The sequence below is a fragment of the Nitrosomonas nitrosa genome (assembly GCF_003051105.1).
In the GTDB taxonomy this organism is placed as follows: domain Bacteria; phylum Pseudomonadota; class Gammaproteobacteria; order Burkholderiales; family Nitrosomonadaceae; genus Nitrosomonas; species Nitrosomonas nitrosa.
Window position 1 is genome coordinate 19,386 of record NZ_QAOO01000003.1, and the last position, 15,731, is coordinate 35,116.

Below are 15,731 nucleotides of genomic sequence, written 5' to 3' on the forward strand. Positions count from 1 at the left end.
TAGAGTAAGAAAATTAGTCTAGAGTATAAACAGTTTATATATATCAAATGGTTATGCTGTATTCTTCCAATAAAATTTTCTTGATCGGGTTTTGATTGTAAAGAACTAAAAGCGAGTATTAATGAACGAAGCAGAAACACGAGCGGAGCTGATCGATCCTGCCCTCAAATCAGCAGGATGGGGTGTCGTAGAAGGTAGTCGCGTCCGCCGTGAGCTGATAACGCTAGGCCGTTTGCAGGGTGCTGGCCGTCGCGCCAGTCAGGACATCGCCGATTACGTTCTGTTTTACAAAGGGCAGAAGCTCGCCGTGATCGAGGCCAAGCGCCGTGATGCACAGGATACTGAAGGTGTAGGACAGGCGAAGCGATACGCCGAGATGCTCCAGACTCGATTTGCCTATTCCACCAACGGAGATGGCATTTACCAGATCGACATGCTCACCGGCGCGGAAAGCTACATCGATGCTTATCCTGCACCGGAAGAATTATGGACGATGACCTATGCCGCGGAGAACGCCCGCAAGCAGGAATGGCTGGAGCGGTTTGGCGATGTGCCGTTTGAGGATAAGGGTGGACAGTGGGAAGCCCGTTATTACCAGCACAATGCGATTAACAAAACGCTGGAGGCTCTGGCGGAAGGACAGGAGCGCATCCTGCTGACGCTGGCGACCGGCACCGGTAAGACCTTTATCGCGTTTCAACTTGCGTGGAAGCTGTTCCGCAGTCGCTGGAACCTAAGCCGCGAGCCTTCCCGCCGCCCGCGCATCCTGTTTCTGGCCGACCGGAACATTCTGGCCGATCAGGCGTACAATGCTTTTTCCGCCTTTCCTGAAGATGCGCTGGTGCGGATTGACCCTGAAAGCATCCGCAAGAAAGGCCGCGTTCCCAAAAACGGTAGCATCTTTTTTACGATCTTCCAGACCTTCATGTCCGGTAGCGATGCAGAAGGAAGGCCCGCGCCCAGCTTTGGTGAGTATCCGCCGGATTTCTTTGATTTTATCATCATCGATGAGTGTCATAGGGGCGGTGCCAATGATGAAAGCAACTGGCGCGGCATTTTAGAATATTTCTCGCCTGCGGTGCAGCTCGGCCTGACGGCCACGCCGAAACGCAAACACAATGCCGATACTTACGCCTATTTCGGCGAGCCGGTTTATATCTACTCCCTGAAGGAAGGGATCAATGACGGCTTCCTGACCCCGTTCAAGGTCAAACAGATCGCCACCACGCTGGATGAATACGTCTATACCTCCGACGATGAGCTGATAGAGGGTGAAGTCGAGGAAGGCAGGCGGTATGTCGAAGATGATTTTAACCGCGTGATCGAAATAAAAGAGCGGGAGAAATACCGTGTCAAGCTGTTCATGGATATGATCGACCAGCGGGAAAAGACCATCGTTTTCTGCGCCACGCAGGAACATGCGCTGGCGGTGCGCGATCTCATCAACCAGATCAAAACCAGCAAAGACCCGCATTACTGCGCCCGTGTCACCGCCAATGACGGCGCTATCGGAGAACAACACCTGCGCCATTTTCAGGATAATGAGAAGACTATTCCGACGATCCTGACCACATCACAGAAACTCTCGACCGGTGTGGATGCGCGGAATGTGCGAAACATCGTGCTGATGAGGCCCGTCAATTCCATGATCGAGTTTAAGCAGATTATCGGGCGCGGAACCCGCCTGTATGACGGCAAGGACTACTTCACGATCTACGATTACGTGAAAGCCTATGAGCATTTTAACGATCCTGAATGGGACGGCGAGCCTATTGAGCCGGTGACGCCAGAGCCTCGTGGTGGCGATGACGGCCACGACGAGGCCGATGAACCCAATTCAGGCGCTCATGAGGGCGGTGACGAAGGTGAAGGTCCTGACGGGGACGGAGAAAATCCACAAAGATCGAAGAGAATAAAAATCAAGTTGGCGGACGGCAAAGAACGCACGATCCAATACATGGTAGCTACAACATTCTGGAGTCCTAACGGCAAGCCGATGTCGGTGGCGGAATTCATAGAACGCTTGTTCGGCGAGTTTCCTGCCCTGTTTCGCGATGAGGATGAACTGCGGAAGCTGTGGGGCCAGCCGGAAACCCGAAAAGCCCTGATGGATACGCTGGCCGAGAAAGGCTATGGCGAAGATCAACTCGTCGAAATCAGCCGTATGATTAACGCCGAAAAAAGCGACATTTTCGATGTGCTGGCCTATATCGCCTTCGCCCTTTCCCCCATATCACGTCAGGAGCGTGTCGAACAGCACAGGGAGGTAATCTTTTCCGAATACGACGACAAGCTCCAGGCGTTTCTGGATTTTGTTCTGTCGCAGTATGTGCAGGAAGGCGTGGGCGAGCTGGATCAGGAAAAATTACCGCACCTGCTAGAGCTGAAATACCGCGCCATCAGCGATGCCGCCGAACAACTCGGCGGTGTCAGCCGCATCCGCGAGGCTTTCGTCGGATTTCAGCGGCATTTGTATTGAGGAGAAGAGTATGGGGGGTATAAACGCACAAAAATATTTCAAAACGGAAGAATTAAAAACCGCAATTGGCTCTGTATCAGAAAAGAATGCCGATGTCTCCGGTAATAGCCCGTTAGATTATGTTTTAAACTCCGATGACAAGCTGGCTTCTATTTCGCAAAAATGTCTCAATGGAAAATATAAATTCCCTCCATATAACCTGAAGCTGTTTCTGAAGGGGCCGGGCAAACCTCCTAGGGAAATTTCTGTACCATCTTTACTTGATCAGGCGCTTTTAAAATCAATAGATCAAGCGTTAAAAAATACTTGCCCAATAGAAAACCAAACGGCTCTGGCATTTTTTATTATTCAGGATTTGAAAGATTATATGCAAAACCTACCAGAAGCAGCCCAAGTTATGCGTTTGGATATCAAGCAATTTTTTGATCGTATCCAGCATGAAACGTTATTGCAAAAATTGAACGAAAAGAAATGCCCAGACTGGCTTATGAAGCTAGTTTCAACAGCAATTACAACACCAGCAAAAGAAAAAGGTATTAAAACACCTCGAAAAAAAGAGATTGGTGTACCACAGGGAATTTCTATAGCGAGCTATCTTGCCGATCTTTATCTTGAGAACTTTGATAAAGAACTTCAGAATCATTGTTTGAAATCAGCACGATATGTAGACGATATACTTATTATCTATTCGCCAAAACAGGAAACGGGTTTGCTTTCCTTCCTAAAAGAGCATCTGGCGTCATTGGGGCTAGAATTCCATGAAGAAGGGAACGAGCATAAGTTTTTTAAAGGCAGCATATACGCAGAGAACGGAGTTGATTTCCTAGGATATCACTTTTTCGTAAAGCAAGATGGATTACTCGTTTCTGTAAGAAATTCAAGCGCACAAAAATTTGTAAATTCACTTGTTGGCTTAGTAACGAAATATAAAAAAGGGGGGTATGGCCTGAACTACCCAGATACGTGTCTGGCGGAAGATGTTTTTCGCTATGACCTTAATGAAAGGATCACCGGAGCGTTTAAGGGTGATCAAAGATATGGGTGGCTGTGGTATTTCCGACAAATGAATGACCTGCCTCTTTTAGACCGGATTGATAAAATCGTAAAAAGAGAATTGGCTAAATCGTCTGATACCAAGCATATAAAGACCAAAAGATTAAAAAGAGCCTATTACGAAATACAAAATTTTTCTCCAGGGAACACGTATATTTTAAATTACGGCCTTACTGATGCAGAAAAAATCCAAAAATATTTTGGTTTTCTAGATGCAAGGATTTCTAGGTCGCAGACGGACGAAAAAAACTTTGGCGGCTTTTAACCATTTTACAAATACACGATTAAAACGCCTAATTCTTGATGAAATCAGAGCTTCCTGATAGATTCATGATCGAGAGGGCCTAATCCAGAAATGGATAGACTGCTGTGCATTTTCAATGTCCACCAGTAATTCTGTTACCAACAGTCTTTAATGGCTACCCTGCAAAGGAGCACCCCATAGGGGTAAACTTGTAACTACCGATTATTCGGAAGGCCCTCTCACTTATATCTTGAAAAGGTAACGATGTATGGCTGATAAAGAAAATAAAGCGCCGATAGAACAGCTTCAGGATGATTTGTATCGTACTAAATGTGCCCGTTTCAATGCTGATGAACGGTTGAGAATTGAACATAAACTGGCGCATTTTTCTTTGATGTTTTTGGCTGTGTATAATTGTTGCCTTATCAGTTGCGCCCGCATTTGATGTATTATCATGGGCTAAAGGAAACGATGTAGATTTTTGGTCTTTGGTACTGTCGGTAATATTGCTCGGAATTGCGGCTCTTGAAGCGGGTGACAATAGATTGGAAAAAGCATCCCGTCTGCATGAAAATGCTTTAAAAATTGATGATTTGTATAGAAGAACCAAAACTCTTGCAAAGAACGAGATCAGTAAAGAAAAGCTGGATGAACTGGCGACAGAGTATGGCTCGATTTTATCGAAATGTCAGTTCAATCATAATGAAATTGATATTTTACGAAATAATTTTACCAATTCATGGCTTGGCTGGTGCGTAAGAGGGTTCAGTTTATTGGGGTGGTTTTTGCTTTCAATAAAACACTATGGAATTTACTGGTCGGTTATATTAGGGCCTCCAGCGGCTTTGTTTTTGACTATGAAATAAATTTTTTACCGCCTCATTATCAGCAATGTCTGACGTATAACAGCTACTATCCATTGTATTTTTTTCCAATATCAGAGCTGCATCTTAGAATAGGCTTCTTTGTAGTGGGAAAACTCAGGATGTTGGTCAACCCTCATGTGGGAATCCAGGGTTTAAAATACAGTTCTGCCGTTCAGACGGTACAAAGGAAGGTGGCAGAGCGATAGCGCGGTCCTATTCCTTCATTCTGGCATCGATGGCGGTGGCGATATTATGTGGTGTCTCCTACTGAGAGACAGTTTCGTCACCGTGTATTGCTGCCAATACCAGTTATGCTTTGAATTTACTCGAATATTGCGTGTACTTTTTACTTATCGTCATAAGCTCCTTTTTAATTTTGTTAGAGCTTAACAATCTGTACAGTTTTGCGATACCACTTCTGGGCCTTCCCCCCTCGAATATCAAGAAAAATGACGGTTTCCGCCTGATCCACTCACGTGGGGCAGACCCTCCGCAGTTTTTCTTGACTTTTTTACGCCCGCCTTAGTGCCCTAGTCGGCAGAGGTTCATGAGCGAGCAAAACGCTTCGCTTAGAACCTCAACACCGAACTTTAGGAGAAAAGACTATGAGCAACGATATCAGAATCTATGTGGCAGATTTGGCGGCTTACAATAACGGCAAACTTCATGGCGTTTGGATCAACGCGACCGATGACCTGGATGATATTTGGGAGCAGCAGGTTAATCAAATGCTGGCAGAAAGCCCGGAAGGTTTCGCGGAAGAATACGCGATTCATGACTATGAAGGTTTTGACGGTTACGCTTTGAGCGAATATGAAGGGCTTGAAGCGGTGCAGAAAATCGCCTGTTTCATTGAGGAATACCCGGATTTTGGTGGAGAGTTGCTGAACAATTTCGGCGGCGACCTGGGGAAGCCAGAACAGCGGCAGAAGACAATTATTGCGGCTGTTATAAATCGCTGGCTGATTTTGCGGATGAGCTGACCGAAGACACCACGCAGATTCCTGAAAACCTGGCTTATTATATCGACTATGAGCGCATGGGCCGGGATATGGAATTAAACGGTGATATCTTCACCATAGAAACGGGCTACGAGGAAATTCACATCTTTTGGAATCACTAAACACTTAAGCGCTGCCGGTTTGAAGCTGGCAGTGCTTTTTTTATCTGAGGGGTGAAAATTCGTGCCGCCGAAACCCTGCGGCTTTCGGCGGGTCTTGAATCAGGGCCATACAATATTGAGAACAGCATTACAAATGCTGTTCGATATCCATACGGTCATGCAGGATGCGGACAATCTCGACTTGGCCTTTACCGGCGCGACGGTAAAAAATCACATGTTTGCCAACGCCGTATTTGAAATAGCCTTCCCGGATGTCATCGCATGAGCGGCCAAGATCGGGTTTGTCCGCCAGATCGTGAAACGCACAGTCAATCTGCGTCAGATAGCGGATTTGTTGCGCTTTTCCCCATTCTTTCCGGGTATAACGGCCAATCGCAAGTAGATCATCTCTGGCTTTTTGCTTGAGGATAAACGACCCCATCTAATCTTCACTTTCCAGCTCATCCAGTACGTTTTGCAGGGAATAATCGGCAGAACCGCTTTGCTCGCCCTCGATCAGAGCGCGGCGCAGCGCTTCCAGTTTAGCCTCGCGCTCTTCCAGCAGGCGCAGCCCGGCGCGGATCGCTTCACTTGCCGAGCCGTAACGCCCGGTTTCGATCTGGTGCGCCAGAAACTTCTCAAAATGTTCGCCCAGCGTGACGCTGGTATTCTTCTGAACAGGCATATACCCCTCCCTTTATTCAAATATCTATACCTAATTATAATATTTGTTGGTATCAATAACAATTTAAATCCGATTTGAGAGGCATTCTGCCCTTGTACGATACCATTCTCCCTGATCCGGTTAAGGAATTTTGGCTCTTCAGGAAAATTTGTGGGTAATGCTATAACGAATAGGTAACAAAGACGCTAGTTTTTTGGGGTTTTTGAGGTAGGAGGTGTGCATCCTGTTGTTCTTCTGAGAAGATGGAGGTGTTGAGCAACCATCAACCAGAAGGAAAGGAACAGGATGCACATCAAGACTATCCTCAATCGTGTTCAAAAATTCAAGTCTTTTGTATATGGAAAAGTCTGTTGGGTGGAAAATGCGTTAGTCCCGACAGTAGATGTTGAACTACAGCCACGCAGGAATAGCCGCCCGGTGTGTAGCGGATGCAGGCGTGAGAGGCCTGGTTACGACAGGCAGCCGACTCATAGCACTGAATTTATTCCATTGTGGGGCATCAAGGTATTTTTTCTCTATGCGCCACGTCGTGTTGCGTGTCCTGATTGTGGTATTCGGGTGGAATGGATGCCTTGGGTGTCAGGCAAACATCGGCTGTCCGAGCTGCTAAAGCATATTTCGTCAGCGATTGGGTTTAGGTTTGTTCATGAGCGCAATAAGCGTTGCGGTGGGGATGAATCCATCTATCTGCTCGGTCATGTCGAGCGCCTCCAACCCGTATAAAAGCCCGCTTGTACCAAACATGGCGGCGCAAAGCGCGCAACCGACCAGTTCCCCGCCAAATGGAATGACGAACAGCGTCCGTCCCAATGTCAGATCGAGCACATCATAGATAATGCAAACAGCGAGCTTGAGTTCCCACATAAAAAATCATCTCATTCTAGTTATTTTCGGGATAAGTTGTTTTTGGAAAAATCACCCTAGGTTAGATTCCTCCGTCGATCGCTCAGCGTCTCGATGGAACCCATGAAAGCGATCGAGCAAATGAACTCATTTTTTACCCAGATCGTTCAGCATGTGTTCATTTTCTTCATTATAAAGTGATCACTACCAGAGCAATTCTGGAGAAAAGACATCATAGAGGAGGTGTATTATGAACACAAAAACCAGAATACTCGCACCTAAAAAATGGTGGATTGGCATGGTGCTGAGTATCGCGCTGGCCGTTCCGATGGTCGTTGAAGCGGGAAGAGGCCATCATCGTCACCACCACCATCACCACCATCATCACGATCATGGGCATCACTATTATAATGCCGGGCCGGGTTATGGGGGCTATGGTTATGGCCCTCCAGGTCATTACCGACCGCGACACAAACACCGGCATATTCAGCATCACCACCATCATTACAACAATAGCCGGCATATTTATTATGGTCAGCCGTACTATCCCCCTGCGTATGGCGCCGGCTATTATGGTGTAGCGCCTGGCAATTTTTTCCTGGGCATCAGCACGGGAGATATGCGTTTTATGTTAGGCTATTAACTCATCATGCTCAGTGGCAGGCAGGCAGGCAGGCAGTCAGACAGGGGAAGCCTGCCACGGGTACTTTATAGCCTATAGAAAATGATTACCTATCGTTACTGTGTGTTAATGCTTGTACTGATTGCAAGTTTTTCATCAGGAGCAACGACTGCGTTTGCGCAAAAAAATCTGCGCTATCATCATGCGAGCAACCAGCTAGCCGAAATATCACAGCAGCAAGCGGTTGCCATCGCACAGCAACATGTGCCCGGGCGCTTGCTGTCCGTCCAACGTACGACAGAAAGCTACCGCGTCAAAATTCTAAGCCACAAAGGGACCGTTCACGTCGTGACAATAGACTCGAGAAGCGGGGCGGTCATCGCGACCCATTAGCAATCAAGGGGTACGTTATCCTATCACTTCATCCAATAGCTTGATGACACCATGCGTATTTTGATCATTGAAGATGAAATCAAACTGCAAAAGCAAATTCGCCAGCAACTGGAAGCGGATGGTTACATGGTCGATACTTCCGATAACGGCGAGGAAGGTCTGTACTTTGCGAGCGAATATCCATTGGATGCCGCCATTGTCGATATCGGCTTGCCAGGGATGTCAGGTCTCGAGGTCATCGCCGCATTGCGCAAGCGCGGTAGCCTGTTGCCCATCCTCATTTTAACTGCGCGCAATAGCTGGCAGGACAAGGTCAAAGGCTTGGAAATGGGGGCCGATGATTATCTTGCCAAACCTTTCCAGATGGAGGAATTGCAAGCCCGGCTCAGGGCACTGTTGCGGCGTGCGAGTGCCGTTCCCAATACGCTTTTGCAAGCCGGACCGATCACATTGGACATGGCCGAGCAAACCGTGAAGATCAATGAGCAGGCTGTCGAACTGACAACCTTCGAATACCGTTTGCTGGAGCTCTTAATGCGTCACCATGGCGAGGTCATTTCCAAGCAGACATTGACAGATTATCTCTACCCCCATGATGACAATCATGACAGTAACGTGTTGGAAGTGATGATCGGGCGCCTGCGCCGTAAGCTGGATCCGGATGGCAAGCTCAATCCGATTGAAACGCTGCGTGGCCGTGGCTACCGGTTCGCCATCAAAACTTCGTCATGAGATCGCTCAATCAGCGTATTTTAGCCAGCGCATCGCTGGTGTTGCTGGTGTTTGTCGTGGGCACAGCCTTGACACTTGATCGGGCTTTTTATGACAGCGGAAAGACGGCATTGCAAGATCGTATGCTGGGAAAGCTGTTTCTACTGATGGGCGAAGCCGAAGTCGATGACCATGGCAGGCTTGTCATGCCCGAGGAGCTGCCGGGTTTGATGGAATTCGAGCACCTCAATTCAGGTATTTATGCGTTTATCGCCGATGAAAGGAATACCCAAGTCTGGAAATCGATGTCTACGCTGAGCATTCAGATACCCTTCCGGGCATCATTGCCTGAAGGAGAGAAAGTATTCGAGCAGATCGAGCTCAACGAAAAGCCGCATTTTATCTATAGCTTTGGGGTAGCATGGGAAACGGAAGTGCGCGACTACCCGTTTACTTTTCACGTGATCATGGATAGTACCTCGCTCGAGGAGCAAATCGATCTCTATCGCCGAGATTTGTGGGGATGGCTGGCTGTGATGGGTGTGTTGCTGCTGATCATGCAAATGTCGGTTTTGCGCTGGGGGCTTCGCCCGATGCGGCAGGTTTCATCCGAATTGAGTGCGGTCGAATCGGGGCTGCAAGAAAGCGTGCAGGGGATTTATCCGGTCGAGCTCAAGCGCCTGACCGATAATATCAACTCCTTGATCAATCATGAAAGAAAGCACCAACAGCGCTACCGCAATGCACTGGCCGATTTGGCGCACAGCCTCAAGACACCCCTGACGATTCTGCGGGGAGCGATCAACACGGAAAACGATGCCCAGGTGATGCGAGCTTTGCTCAATGAGCAGATTGATCGAATGGATAATATCGTTCAGTACCAGTTGCGCCGCGCCGCGACAGCCGGGAGTTCGCCCGGTACGCGTTTGATCGCTTTACGCCCGGTTGTCGAGAAAATCGTCAATACCGTCCATCGTGCTTATTACGAAAAATACCCCAAAGTGACCCTTGAGATACCCCCCGAATTTTGTCTGAGAATGGACGAAGGCGATTTGATGGAGCTGCTCGGGAATGTCATCGATAATGCTTATAAGTGGTGTCGGCAGGACATCACCATTTCGGCATCCTACGAGCATGATGAAGTGGTGATCAGAGTGGAAGACGACGGACGGGGGATCAAACGCGAGGAATTGGGCAAAATACTCGAACGGGGCGTCCGGGCGGATCAGTCGATCCCCGGGCATGGCATCGGTCTGGCCATTGTCCGTGATATCGTCGAGGCTTACGACGGCAGTTTGTCGATCGATCCGACGAGGACTAGTGGTGCCGCTTTTGTCATTCGGGTCAAACGATAAGAGCGGTTTCAGCCAGTATATGCCTGCTTGAAACCAGTAGTGCCCTGATGATTTTCTACATGTGGCTGCGTCATGAAAGAAATGATATGAGATAATACGGCATAATCATTTTAGTCAGCTTTGACCTCAGCCCTATTATCGTCGCTTGATTCACTGAAAAACCAAGCATGTCCAGATTAATTGCACTGATTCCCGCAGCCGGTTCGGGTTCGCGTATGGGGAATCAACTCCCTAAACAATATCTGCCGTTGGCAGGCAAGCCAATGATTTACCATGCATTAGCTACGCTGTGCCATGCTCCGCGAATCGACCAGGTTTGTGTCGTGCTCGCACCCGACGATGAGGTATGGGTTCGCTACGATTGGTCACCTTTTTCCAATAAACTCAAAGTGCTTTATCGGGGTGGCGCCACGCGTGCGCAAAGCGTGCTGTATGGTTTGAATGCCCTGCAATCCGAAGGCGCGATCCAAGATGATGATTGGGTGCTCGTGCATGATGCAGCACGCCCTTGTCTGAGTTCGGCCCAGCTTGACCGGCTCATCGATGCGCTCGTGCAAGACGAAGTAGGCGGATTATTGGCGATACCGGTCGCGGATACCCTGAAACGAGCGGATGAAAAGCAGTGCGTGATTGGCACGGCAGCGAGAGAGGGGCTTTGGCAAGCACAGACCCCCCAGATGTTTCGCATGGGCTTGTTGATGGCTGCATTGAATAAAGCGGACAATACCGCGATCACCGACGATGCGAGTGCCATCGAGGCGCTGGGGTTAAGCCCGCGGCTGGTACTCGCGGATGCTTATAATTTCAAGGTAACCTATCCTCAGGATTTAGCACTGGCAGAACTCATTTTGCAGCAAAGGGGGACAACGTGACAAATTTTAGAATCGGTCAAGGGTTTGATGTGCACCAATTGGTAGCCGGGCGCGATTTGATCATCGGCGGCGTGACGATTCCTTTCGAAAAAGGCTTATTGGGGCATTCGGATGCCGATGTGTTGCTCCATGCGCTATGCGATGCCTTGCTCGGTGCGGCGGCATTAGGCGATATCGGCCAGCATTTTTCAGACAGAGATGCCCGTTTCAAAGATATCGACAGCCGCTTGCTGGTACGCGAAGTTCACCGCATGCTCACCAACAAACGTTATCGAGTGGTCAACATCGATGCGACGATTATTGCCCAAGCACCTAAAATGGCGCCCCATATTCCGGTCATGATCGATAACATTGCGCACGATCTGAACATGTCCAGCGGCGATATCAATATCAAGGCGAAGACTGCGGAAAAGCTGGGTTTTGTGGGCAGGGGAGAAGGGATTGTGGCGGAAGTCGTCTGTTTGATCAGCACGCATGCTGATGATATTTACTCGTGATCGAAACGCCAATCAGCCGAGAAGCCCGTTCGAAAGTTTTCTTTGCTCTATGGCCCGATGCGGCCGCGCGCAAAAAATTGAGCAAGCTGGCGGGTGAGCTTGCCACCGTTTGCGGCGGTAAACCAACGCGTTCGGACATGATCCACCTTACGCTGGTATTTATTGGCAATGTGACCCAGCAGCATCTGCAAATGCTGCGTGAAGCCGCCGACGGGGTCAAGCAGCTTAGTTTCGATCTGACCCTCGATCAAATTCAATATTGGCCGCATAATCGTATTGCGCATGCTGGCCCAAAGCAGTGCCCAGCCGAATTGCTCACCCTGGTGGCCGATTTGTACAATCGATTGACGCAAGCAGGCTTTACGCTCGAACAGCGCCGTTACATTCCGCATGTGACGTTAGTCAGGAAAGCGAAGTGTACAAATGTGCTGGATGTGACAGCCTCGATCACTTGGCGCGTAAACGAGTGGGCCTTGGTGGAATCCAGGCAGACGCGTCGCGGCGCTGAGTATACTTCGCTTGCTCGTTGGTCACTGCAGCCAGTCTGAAAGTTGTAGCGCATGATGGAATTGAACTGCCGAGATATACCCGAGACAACTACCTGCGTCGCTTCATGAAAATTCTTGCACTCGATACCTCCACCGAATATTGCTCGCTTGCGTTATGGCTGGATGGGGATGTGCTCACCAAAGAAGTGCTCGCCGGCCAGCAACATACCGAATTGTTGCTGCCGATGGTGCAAACAATGCTGGCGGAATCGGGGCTGGCGTTGACGCAGTTGGACGGTTACGCTTTCGGTGCGGGTCCGGGATCGTTTACGGGATTGCGCATCGCCTGCGGCGTCGTTCAAGGGCTGGCTTTTGCAACCGATCTGCCGGTCATCGGCATCAGCACGCTGGAAGCGATGGCGCAGAAAATCAATGCGCGCCATGTCATGGCAGCACTGGATGCCCGTATGGGCGAGATCTATTTTGCGGCTTATCGCCAAACAGAGTCAGGTTGGTCGGTTGTACAAACGCCGGTGCTTTGTTTGCCGGAGCTCGCACCGCGGATTGAAGAAAGAGTGAAGTGGGTCGGTTGTGGCAGTGGCTTTGATCTCTACGGCGAGCGACTGAGTGCATATTATGGCGATTGTTTGGTTGGAATCGAATCGGGATGTTATCCGCACGCCCGCGAAATCGCACAACTTGCAGTACCAAAATTGCTGGCGGGTTTGGGAGTGTCTGCCGAAGAGGCCGCGCCGGTATATGTTCGGGACAAAGTCGCATTGAAAGTGAGTGAACGATGAGTGTCATTCAGCAAACCGATCAAATCAGAGAAATGCAACTGGAGGATGTGGGGCGTATCATACTGATCGAGCGGGAGATTTTTCTTTTTCCCTGGTCAGTGATGAATTTCATCGATTCCATCAAGTCAGGCTATTATTGCCGCGTGCTGGAACAAGATGATGAACTCATCGGTTACGGCATCATGATGATGGGACCGGATGAAGCGCATATTCTGACACTGGGCATCGCGGCCCAACGGCAGTATCAGGGTTGGGGAGGCAAGCTACTGGATTATTTCATTCAGCTCGCTAAGCAAAATAACGCCTTGGCAGTGATACTCGATGTGCGTAAGTCCAACACCAGCGCCATCAATTTATACCGCCGATTGGGATTCAAGCAAATTGCACTACGCAAGGGATATTATCCTGCGATGTGTGGACGCGAAGATGCATTGGTAATGAGATTGGATTTATGAAGGATCGGCGCAAGGCAGTTCTGCAAGAGCTGGGCCTCATCCCTGTTTGGCGGCACAAGAAAGAAGCCACCTTGACCGAGTGCGAATCTGACGTAAATCAAGCGGTCGAGACAACCCAAATGACAGAGCCTGATGAAAAGCGGAGTGACGACCGATCGGCACGCATTGCCAGGATGGATTGGGCGGCGCTGAAAGCATCTGTTGCGAGTTGCACGGCTTGCCCACTCAGCCAATCCAGAACGCAAACCGTTTTTGGTGTAGGCGATGAGCAAGCCGATTGGTTATTCATCGGAGAAGGGCCCGGTGCAAAAGAGGATGAGCTGGGCGAACCGTTTGTCGGGCAGGCCGGTAAATTACTTGACAATATGCTGATGTCGATTCAATTGCGGCGCGGCGAGCGGGTTTATATCACCAACATCGTCAAATGCCGTCCACCGAACAACCGTAACCCCGAATCTTTCGAAGCTGAGCAATGCCATCCCTATTTGGCACGGCAAATCGTGCTGATCAAACCCAAGCTGATTGTCGCGCTCGGCAAGGTGGCTGCGCAGAACTTGTTGCATAGCAGTGAGAGCATCGCCAGCTTGCGCGGAAAACTCCACTACTATGAAACCATTCCTGTGATCGTGACCTACCATCCTGCGTATCTATTGCGTTCCTTGGCCGATAAAGCCAAGGCATGGGAAGATCTATGCTTCGCCAGGGAGACGATGCAATCACTATCGGCTCATTCGGCGTGACGGCATTTCCATGCTTTTTCCATGCAAGGAAGTAACCGTTTATTTCTTTGGATAATCAGTGTATTTTGCGCATTCCGATCAAGTGCAGCGAGTCTTGTTTGCTCTGATTGGTGAGATGCCATTTGCGGATGATGACCATCGAGATCGATACGAACGCGCCAAATAGCCCGATGACGATGTAGATATGCACATCCAACATGATCAGCAGCGCATACAGTAATAGCATGCTCAGGATGCTGAGGTTTTCGTTGAAATTCTGTACCGCAATCGAGTGCCCTGCACCCATGAGAATATGACCGCGATGCTGGAGTAAAGCATTCATCGGTACGACGAAGAAACCTGCCAACCCGCCGATCAAAATGAGGAGGATGACAGCGAGCCACAAATCACGGACAACGATCATGATCATGACAACGATACCCATGGCGATCCCCAGCGGAATGACCTTGACCGAATCGCGCAACGTAATCATCTTGGCTGCCAGAACGGAGCCAGCGGCTATGCCTAACGCCACCACGCCTTGTAGCTGAGCGGCCTGATTGAGCGCGAAGCCCAACGCGATATCGGCCCATTTCAACACGATGAATTGTAAGGTTGCTCCTGCTCCCCAGAACAAAGTAGTCACGGCGAGAGAGATCTGGCCCAGCTTGTCGCTCCACAATAACTTGACGCAGTGTGCAAATTCATGGATCAGAAAGAAAGGGCTTTTTTTCGGAATACGGTGATCGATGCCCGTATCCGGGATAAATAAGTTGAAGGTAGCAGCAATCGTATAAAAGAAGGCAATCAGCAAGATAGCTGATTCGATCGGCGAATCGATCCCGGTATCGATGAGCGGGAAATCGATAGACAGCAAGGCCGAGGCAATGGCAGGCGTAATCAGCAATCCCCCTAGCACCGTTCCCAATACGATGGAGCCGACAGTCAATCCTTCGATCCAGCCATTGGCGATCACCAGTTTTTCCGGCGGCAGCAACTCGGTCAATATACCGTATTTGGCAGGTGAGTAAGCCGCCGCACCTAATCCGACGATCGCGTAAGCACCAAGCGCGGAATACTGGTGCGTCGCAAAGAACAAGAGAATACACCCTGCGATTTTGATGGAATTGCTGATGAACATGACGCGGCCTTTGGCCATGGAATCAGCGAATGCGCCTACGAAGGGCGCCAGGATGACGTAGAACAGTACAAAAACGAATTTAAGAATAGGCGTTAGAAAAGCAGGTGCATGCAGATCGATTAATAGCGCGATCGCAACGACCAGCAACGCATTGTCGGCGAGCGACGAGAAAAATTGTGCCGCCATTATCGTATAGAATCCGCGCCCCAAATGACCTCCTCAGTAGCCTCTATTTAAAATTTTTCTTAACACTCAGCAGATGACGGCAGGGTGATATCACAAGGGCACCACTTAAAATTCAGAGCACTCAACAGGGCGGGGCGAGACAAACACATGCCGACGCAGCCTATTGCCGATAAATAAGGAAACATTTTATTTATGAGCGACGATGTATCGTGACGAAAAA

General features: G+C 49.3%; 20 protein-coding genes. 16 read left to right on the plus strand and 4 right to left on the minus strand.

What is annotated here, in order from left to right:
• Positions 1–121 precede the first annotated feature (121 nt).
• The 6 genes from hsdR to C8R30_RS16610 all read left to right on the plus strand — a co-directional run bounded on the left by hsdR (position 122) and on the right by C8R30_RS16610 (position 5,765).
• Entirely contained in the window at positions 122–2,479 is a 2,358-nt protein-coding gene (hsdR, locus tag C8R30_RS01910) for an EcoAI/FtnUII family type I restriction enzme subunit R (protein ID WP_107789407.1), read from the plus strand.
• Positions 2,480–2,489: 10 nt separating this feature from the next.
• Positions 2,490–3,797, plus strand: coding sequence for a reverse transcriptase domain-containing protein (locus tag C8R30_RS01915; RefSeq protein WP_181258681.1), 1,308 nt, complete (start codon positions 2,490–2,492; stop codon positions 3,795–3,797).
• 247 nt (positions 3,798–4,044) lie between these two features.
• Complete coding sequence (locus tag C8R30_RS15780) at positions 4,045–4,221, plus strand: hypothetical protein (protein WP_181258682.1); 177 nt, start codon at positions 4,045–4,047, stop codon at positions 4,219–4,221.
• Positions 4,190–4,642 carry an SLATT domain-containing protein gene (locus C8R30_RS01920; protein WP_258191918.1) on the plus strand — a complete coding sequence of 151 codons (453 nt, stop codon included), beginning with the start codon at positions 4,190–4,192 and terminating at the stop codon, positions 4,640–4,642. Before C8R30_RS15780 ends, C8R30_RS01920 begins: the two co-directional genes overlap by 32 nt.
• A 605-nt stretch (positions 4,643–5,247) precedes the next feature.
• Positions 5,248–5,625, plus strand: coding sequence for an antirestriction protein ArdA (locus C8R30_RS01925; RefSeq protein WP_219908810.1), 378 nt, complete (start codon positions 5,248–5,250; stop codon positions 5,623–5,625).
• Positions 5,601–5,765: an antirestriction protein ArdA gene (locus C8R30_RS16610; RefSeq protein ID WP_420812381.1), complete on the plus strand. Its 165-nt coding sequence runs from the start codon at positions 5,601–5,603 to the stop codon at positions 5,763–5,765. Before C8R30_RS01925 ends, C8R30_RS16610 begins: the two co-directional genes overlap by 25 nt.
• A 127-nt stretch (positions 5,766–5,892) precedes the next feature.
• On the opposite strand, the gene C8R30_RS01930 is transcribed toward C8R30_RS16610, so the two are convergent.
• The 3 genes from C8R30_RS01930 to C8R30_RS01940 form a co-directional block, all read right to left on the minus strand.
• Positions 5,893–6,186 (minus strand): type II toxin-antitoxin system RelE/ParE family toxin, encoded by a 294-nt coding sequence (locus C8R30_RS01930; protein WP_107783533.1) that lies wholly within the window; start codon positions 6,184–6,186, stop codon positions 5,893–5,895.
• Positions 6,187–6,429 (minus strand): type II toxin-antitoxin system ParD family antitoxin, encoded by a 243-nt coding sequence (locus tag C8R30_RS01935; protein WP_107783534.1) that lies wholly within the window; start codon positions 6,427–6,429, stop codon positions 6,187–6,189. It abuts the gene before it with no gap.
• A gap of 621 nt (positions 6,430–7,050) precedes the next feature.
• Entirely contained in the window at positions 7,051–7,293 is a 243-nt protein-coding gene (locus C8R30_RS01940) for a hypothetical protein (protein WP_090672269.1), read from the minus strand.
• 229 nt (positions 7,294–7,522) lie between these two features.
• On the opposite strand from C8R30_RS01940, the gene C8R30_RS01945 reads away from it, so the two are divergent.
• From C8R30_RS01945 to C8R30_RS01990, 10 genes are all read left to right on the plus strand, one after another.
• Positions 7,523–7,915, plus strand: a complete 393-nt coding sequence (locus C8R30_RS01945; protein ID WP_107783535.1) for a hypothetical protein — start codon at positions 7,523–7,525, stop codon at positions 7,913–7,915.
• An 81-nt stretch (positions 7,916–7,996) separates the two neighbouring features.
• Positions 7,997–8,287 carry a PepSY domain-containing protein gene (locus C8R30_RS01950; protein WP_090672275.1) on the plus strand — a complete coding sequence of 97 codons (291 nt, stop codon included), beginning with the start codon at positions 7,997–7,999 and terminating at the stop codon, positions 8,285–8,287.
• A 51-nt stretch (positions 8,288–8,338) separates the two neighbouring features.
• A complete protein-coding gene (locus C8R30_RS01955; RefSeq protein ID WP_090672278.1) occupies positions 8,339–9,019 on the plus strand; it encodes a response regulator transcription factor in 681 nt (226 codons plus the stop codon).
• The gene (locus C8R30_RS01960) at positions 9,016–10,353 is read left to right on the plus strand and encodes an ATP-binding protein (RefSeq protein ID WP_090672281.1); all 1,338 of its coding nucleotides are present in this window, start codon (positions 9,016–9,018) and stop codon (positions 10,351–10,353) included. The genes C8R30_RS01955 and C8R30_RS01960 overlap by 4 nt, the downstream gene beginning before the upstream one ends.
• 167 nt (positions 10,354–10,520) lie before the next feature.
• The gene (gene ispD / locus C8R30_RS01965; protein WP_107789410.1) at positions 10,521–11,225 is read left to right on the plus strand and encodes a 2-C-methyl-D-erythritol 4-phosphate cytidylyltransferase; all 705 of its coding nucleotides are present in this window, start codon (positions 10,521–10,523) and stop codon (positions 11,223–11,225) included.
• On the plus strand, positions 11,222–11,722 hold the full coding sequence (gene ispF / locus C8R30_RS01970) for a 2-C-methyl-D-erythritol 2,4-cyclodiphosphate synthase (RefSeq protein WP_090672286.1): 501 nt from the start codon (positions 11,222–11,224) through the stop codon (positions 11,720–11,722). The genes ispD and ispF overlap by 4 nt, the downstream gene beginning before the upstream one ends.
• Positions 11,719–12,270 (plus strand): RNA 2',3'-cyclic phosphodiesterase, encoded by a 552-nt coding sequence (thpR, locus tag C8R30_RS01975; RefSeq protein ID WP_090672289.1) that lies wholly within the window; start codon positions 11,719–11,721, stop codon positions 12,268–12,270. Before ispF ends, thpR begins: the two co-directional genes overlap by 4 nt.
• Before the next feature lie 65 nt (positions 12,271–12,335).
• Positions 12,336–13,010 (plus strand): tRNA (adenosine(37)-N6)-threonylcarbamoyltransferase complex dimerization subunit type 1 TsaB, encoded by a 675-nt coding sequence (gene tsaB / locus C8R30_RS01980; protein ID WP_090672292.1) that lies wholly within the window; start codon positions 12,336–12,338, stop codon positions 13,008–13,010.
• Positions 13,007–13,465, plus strand: a complete 459-nt coding sequence (gene rimI, locus C8R30_RS01985; RefSeq protein ID WP_107789411.1) for a ribosomal protein S18-alanine N-acetyltransferase — start codon at positions 13,007–13,009, stop codon at positions 13,463–13,465. Before tsaB ends, rimI begins: the two co-directional genes overlap by 4 nt.
• On the plus strand, positions 13,462–14,205 hold the full coding sequence (locus tag C8R30_RS01990; protein ID WP_107789412.1) for a uracil-DNA glycosylase: 744 nt from the start codon (positions 13,462–13,464) through the stop codon (positions 14,203–14,205). Before rimI ends, C8R30_RS01990 begins: the two co-directional genes overlap by 4 nt.
• Positions 14,206–14,260: 55 nt before the next feature.
• On the opposite strand, the gene lplT is transcribed toward C8R30_RS01990, so the two are convergent.
• Entirely contained in the window at positions 14,261–15,535 is a 1,275-nt protein-coding gene (lplT, locus tag C8R30_RS01995; RefSeq protein WP_090672301.1) for a lysophospholipid transporter LplT, read from the minus strand.
• Positions 15,536–15,731 lie beyond the last annotated feature (196 nt).

Excerpts from the sequence above, each read along its gene's own strand:
- C8R30_RS01950 (WP_090672275.1), top strand. The coding sequence starts at position 7,997 with ATGATTACCTATCGTTACTGTGTGTTAATGCTTGTACTGATTGCAAGT.
- C8R30_RS01960 (WP_090672281.1), top strand. The coding sequence starts at position 9,016 with ATGAGATCGCTCAATCAGCGTATTTTAGCCAGCGCATCGCTGGTGTTG.
- rimI (WP_107789411.1), top strand. The coding sequence starts at position 13,007 with ATGAGTGTCATTCAGCAAACCGATCAAATCAGAGAAATGCAACTGGAG.
- C8R30_RS01915 (WP_181258681.1), top strand. The coding sequence starts at position 2,490 with ATGGGGGGTATAAACGCACAAAAATATTTCAAAACGGAAGAATTAAAA.
- C8R30_RS01925 (WP_219908810.1), top strand. The coding sequence starts at position 5,248 with ATGAGCAACGATATCAGAATCTATGTGGCAGATTTGGCGGCTTACAAT.
- C8R30_RS01940 (WP_090672269.1), bottom strand. The coding sequence starts at position 7,293 with ATGTGGGAACTCAAGCTCGCTGTTTGCATTATCTATGATGTGCTCGAT.
- C8R30_RS01945 (WP_107783535.1), top strand. The coding sequence starts at position 7,523 with ATGAACACAAAAACCAGAATACTCGCACCTAAAAAATGGTGGATTGGC.
- hsdR (WP_107789407.1), top strand. The coding sequence starts at position 122 with ATGAACGAAGCAGAAACACGAGCGGAGCTGATCGATCCTGCCCTCAAA.
- C8R30_RS01990 (WP_107789412.1), top strand. The coding sequence starts at position 13,462 with ATGAAGGATCGGCGCAAGGCAGTTCTGCAAGAGCTGGGCCTCATCCCT.
- C8R30_RS01935 (WP_107783534.1), bottom strand. The coding sequence starts at position 6,429 with ATGCCTGTTCAGAAGAATACCAGCGTCACGCTGGGCGAACATTTTGAG.
- C8R30_RS15780 (WP_181258682.1), top strand. The coding sequence starts at position 4,045 with ATGGCTGATAAAGAAAATAAAGCGCCGATAGAACAGCTTCAGGATGAT.
- ispD (WP_107789410.1), top strand. The coding sequence starts at position 10,521 with ATGTCCAGATTAATTGCACTGATTCCCGCAGCCGGTTCGGGTTCGCGT.
- C8R30_RS01955 (WP_090672278.1), top strand. The coding sequence starts at position 8,339 with ATGCGTATTTTGATCATTGAAGATGAAATCAAACTGCAAAAGCAAATT.
- tsaB (WP_090672292.1), top strand. The coding sequence starts at position 12,336 with ATGAAAATTCTTGCACTCGATACCTCCACCGAATATTGCTCGCTTGCG.
- C8R30_RS01930 (WP_107783533.1), bottom strand. The coding sequence starts at position 6,186 with ATGGGGTCGTTTATCCTCAAGCAAAAAGCCAGAGATGATCTACTTGCG.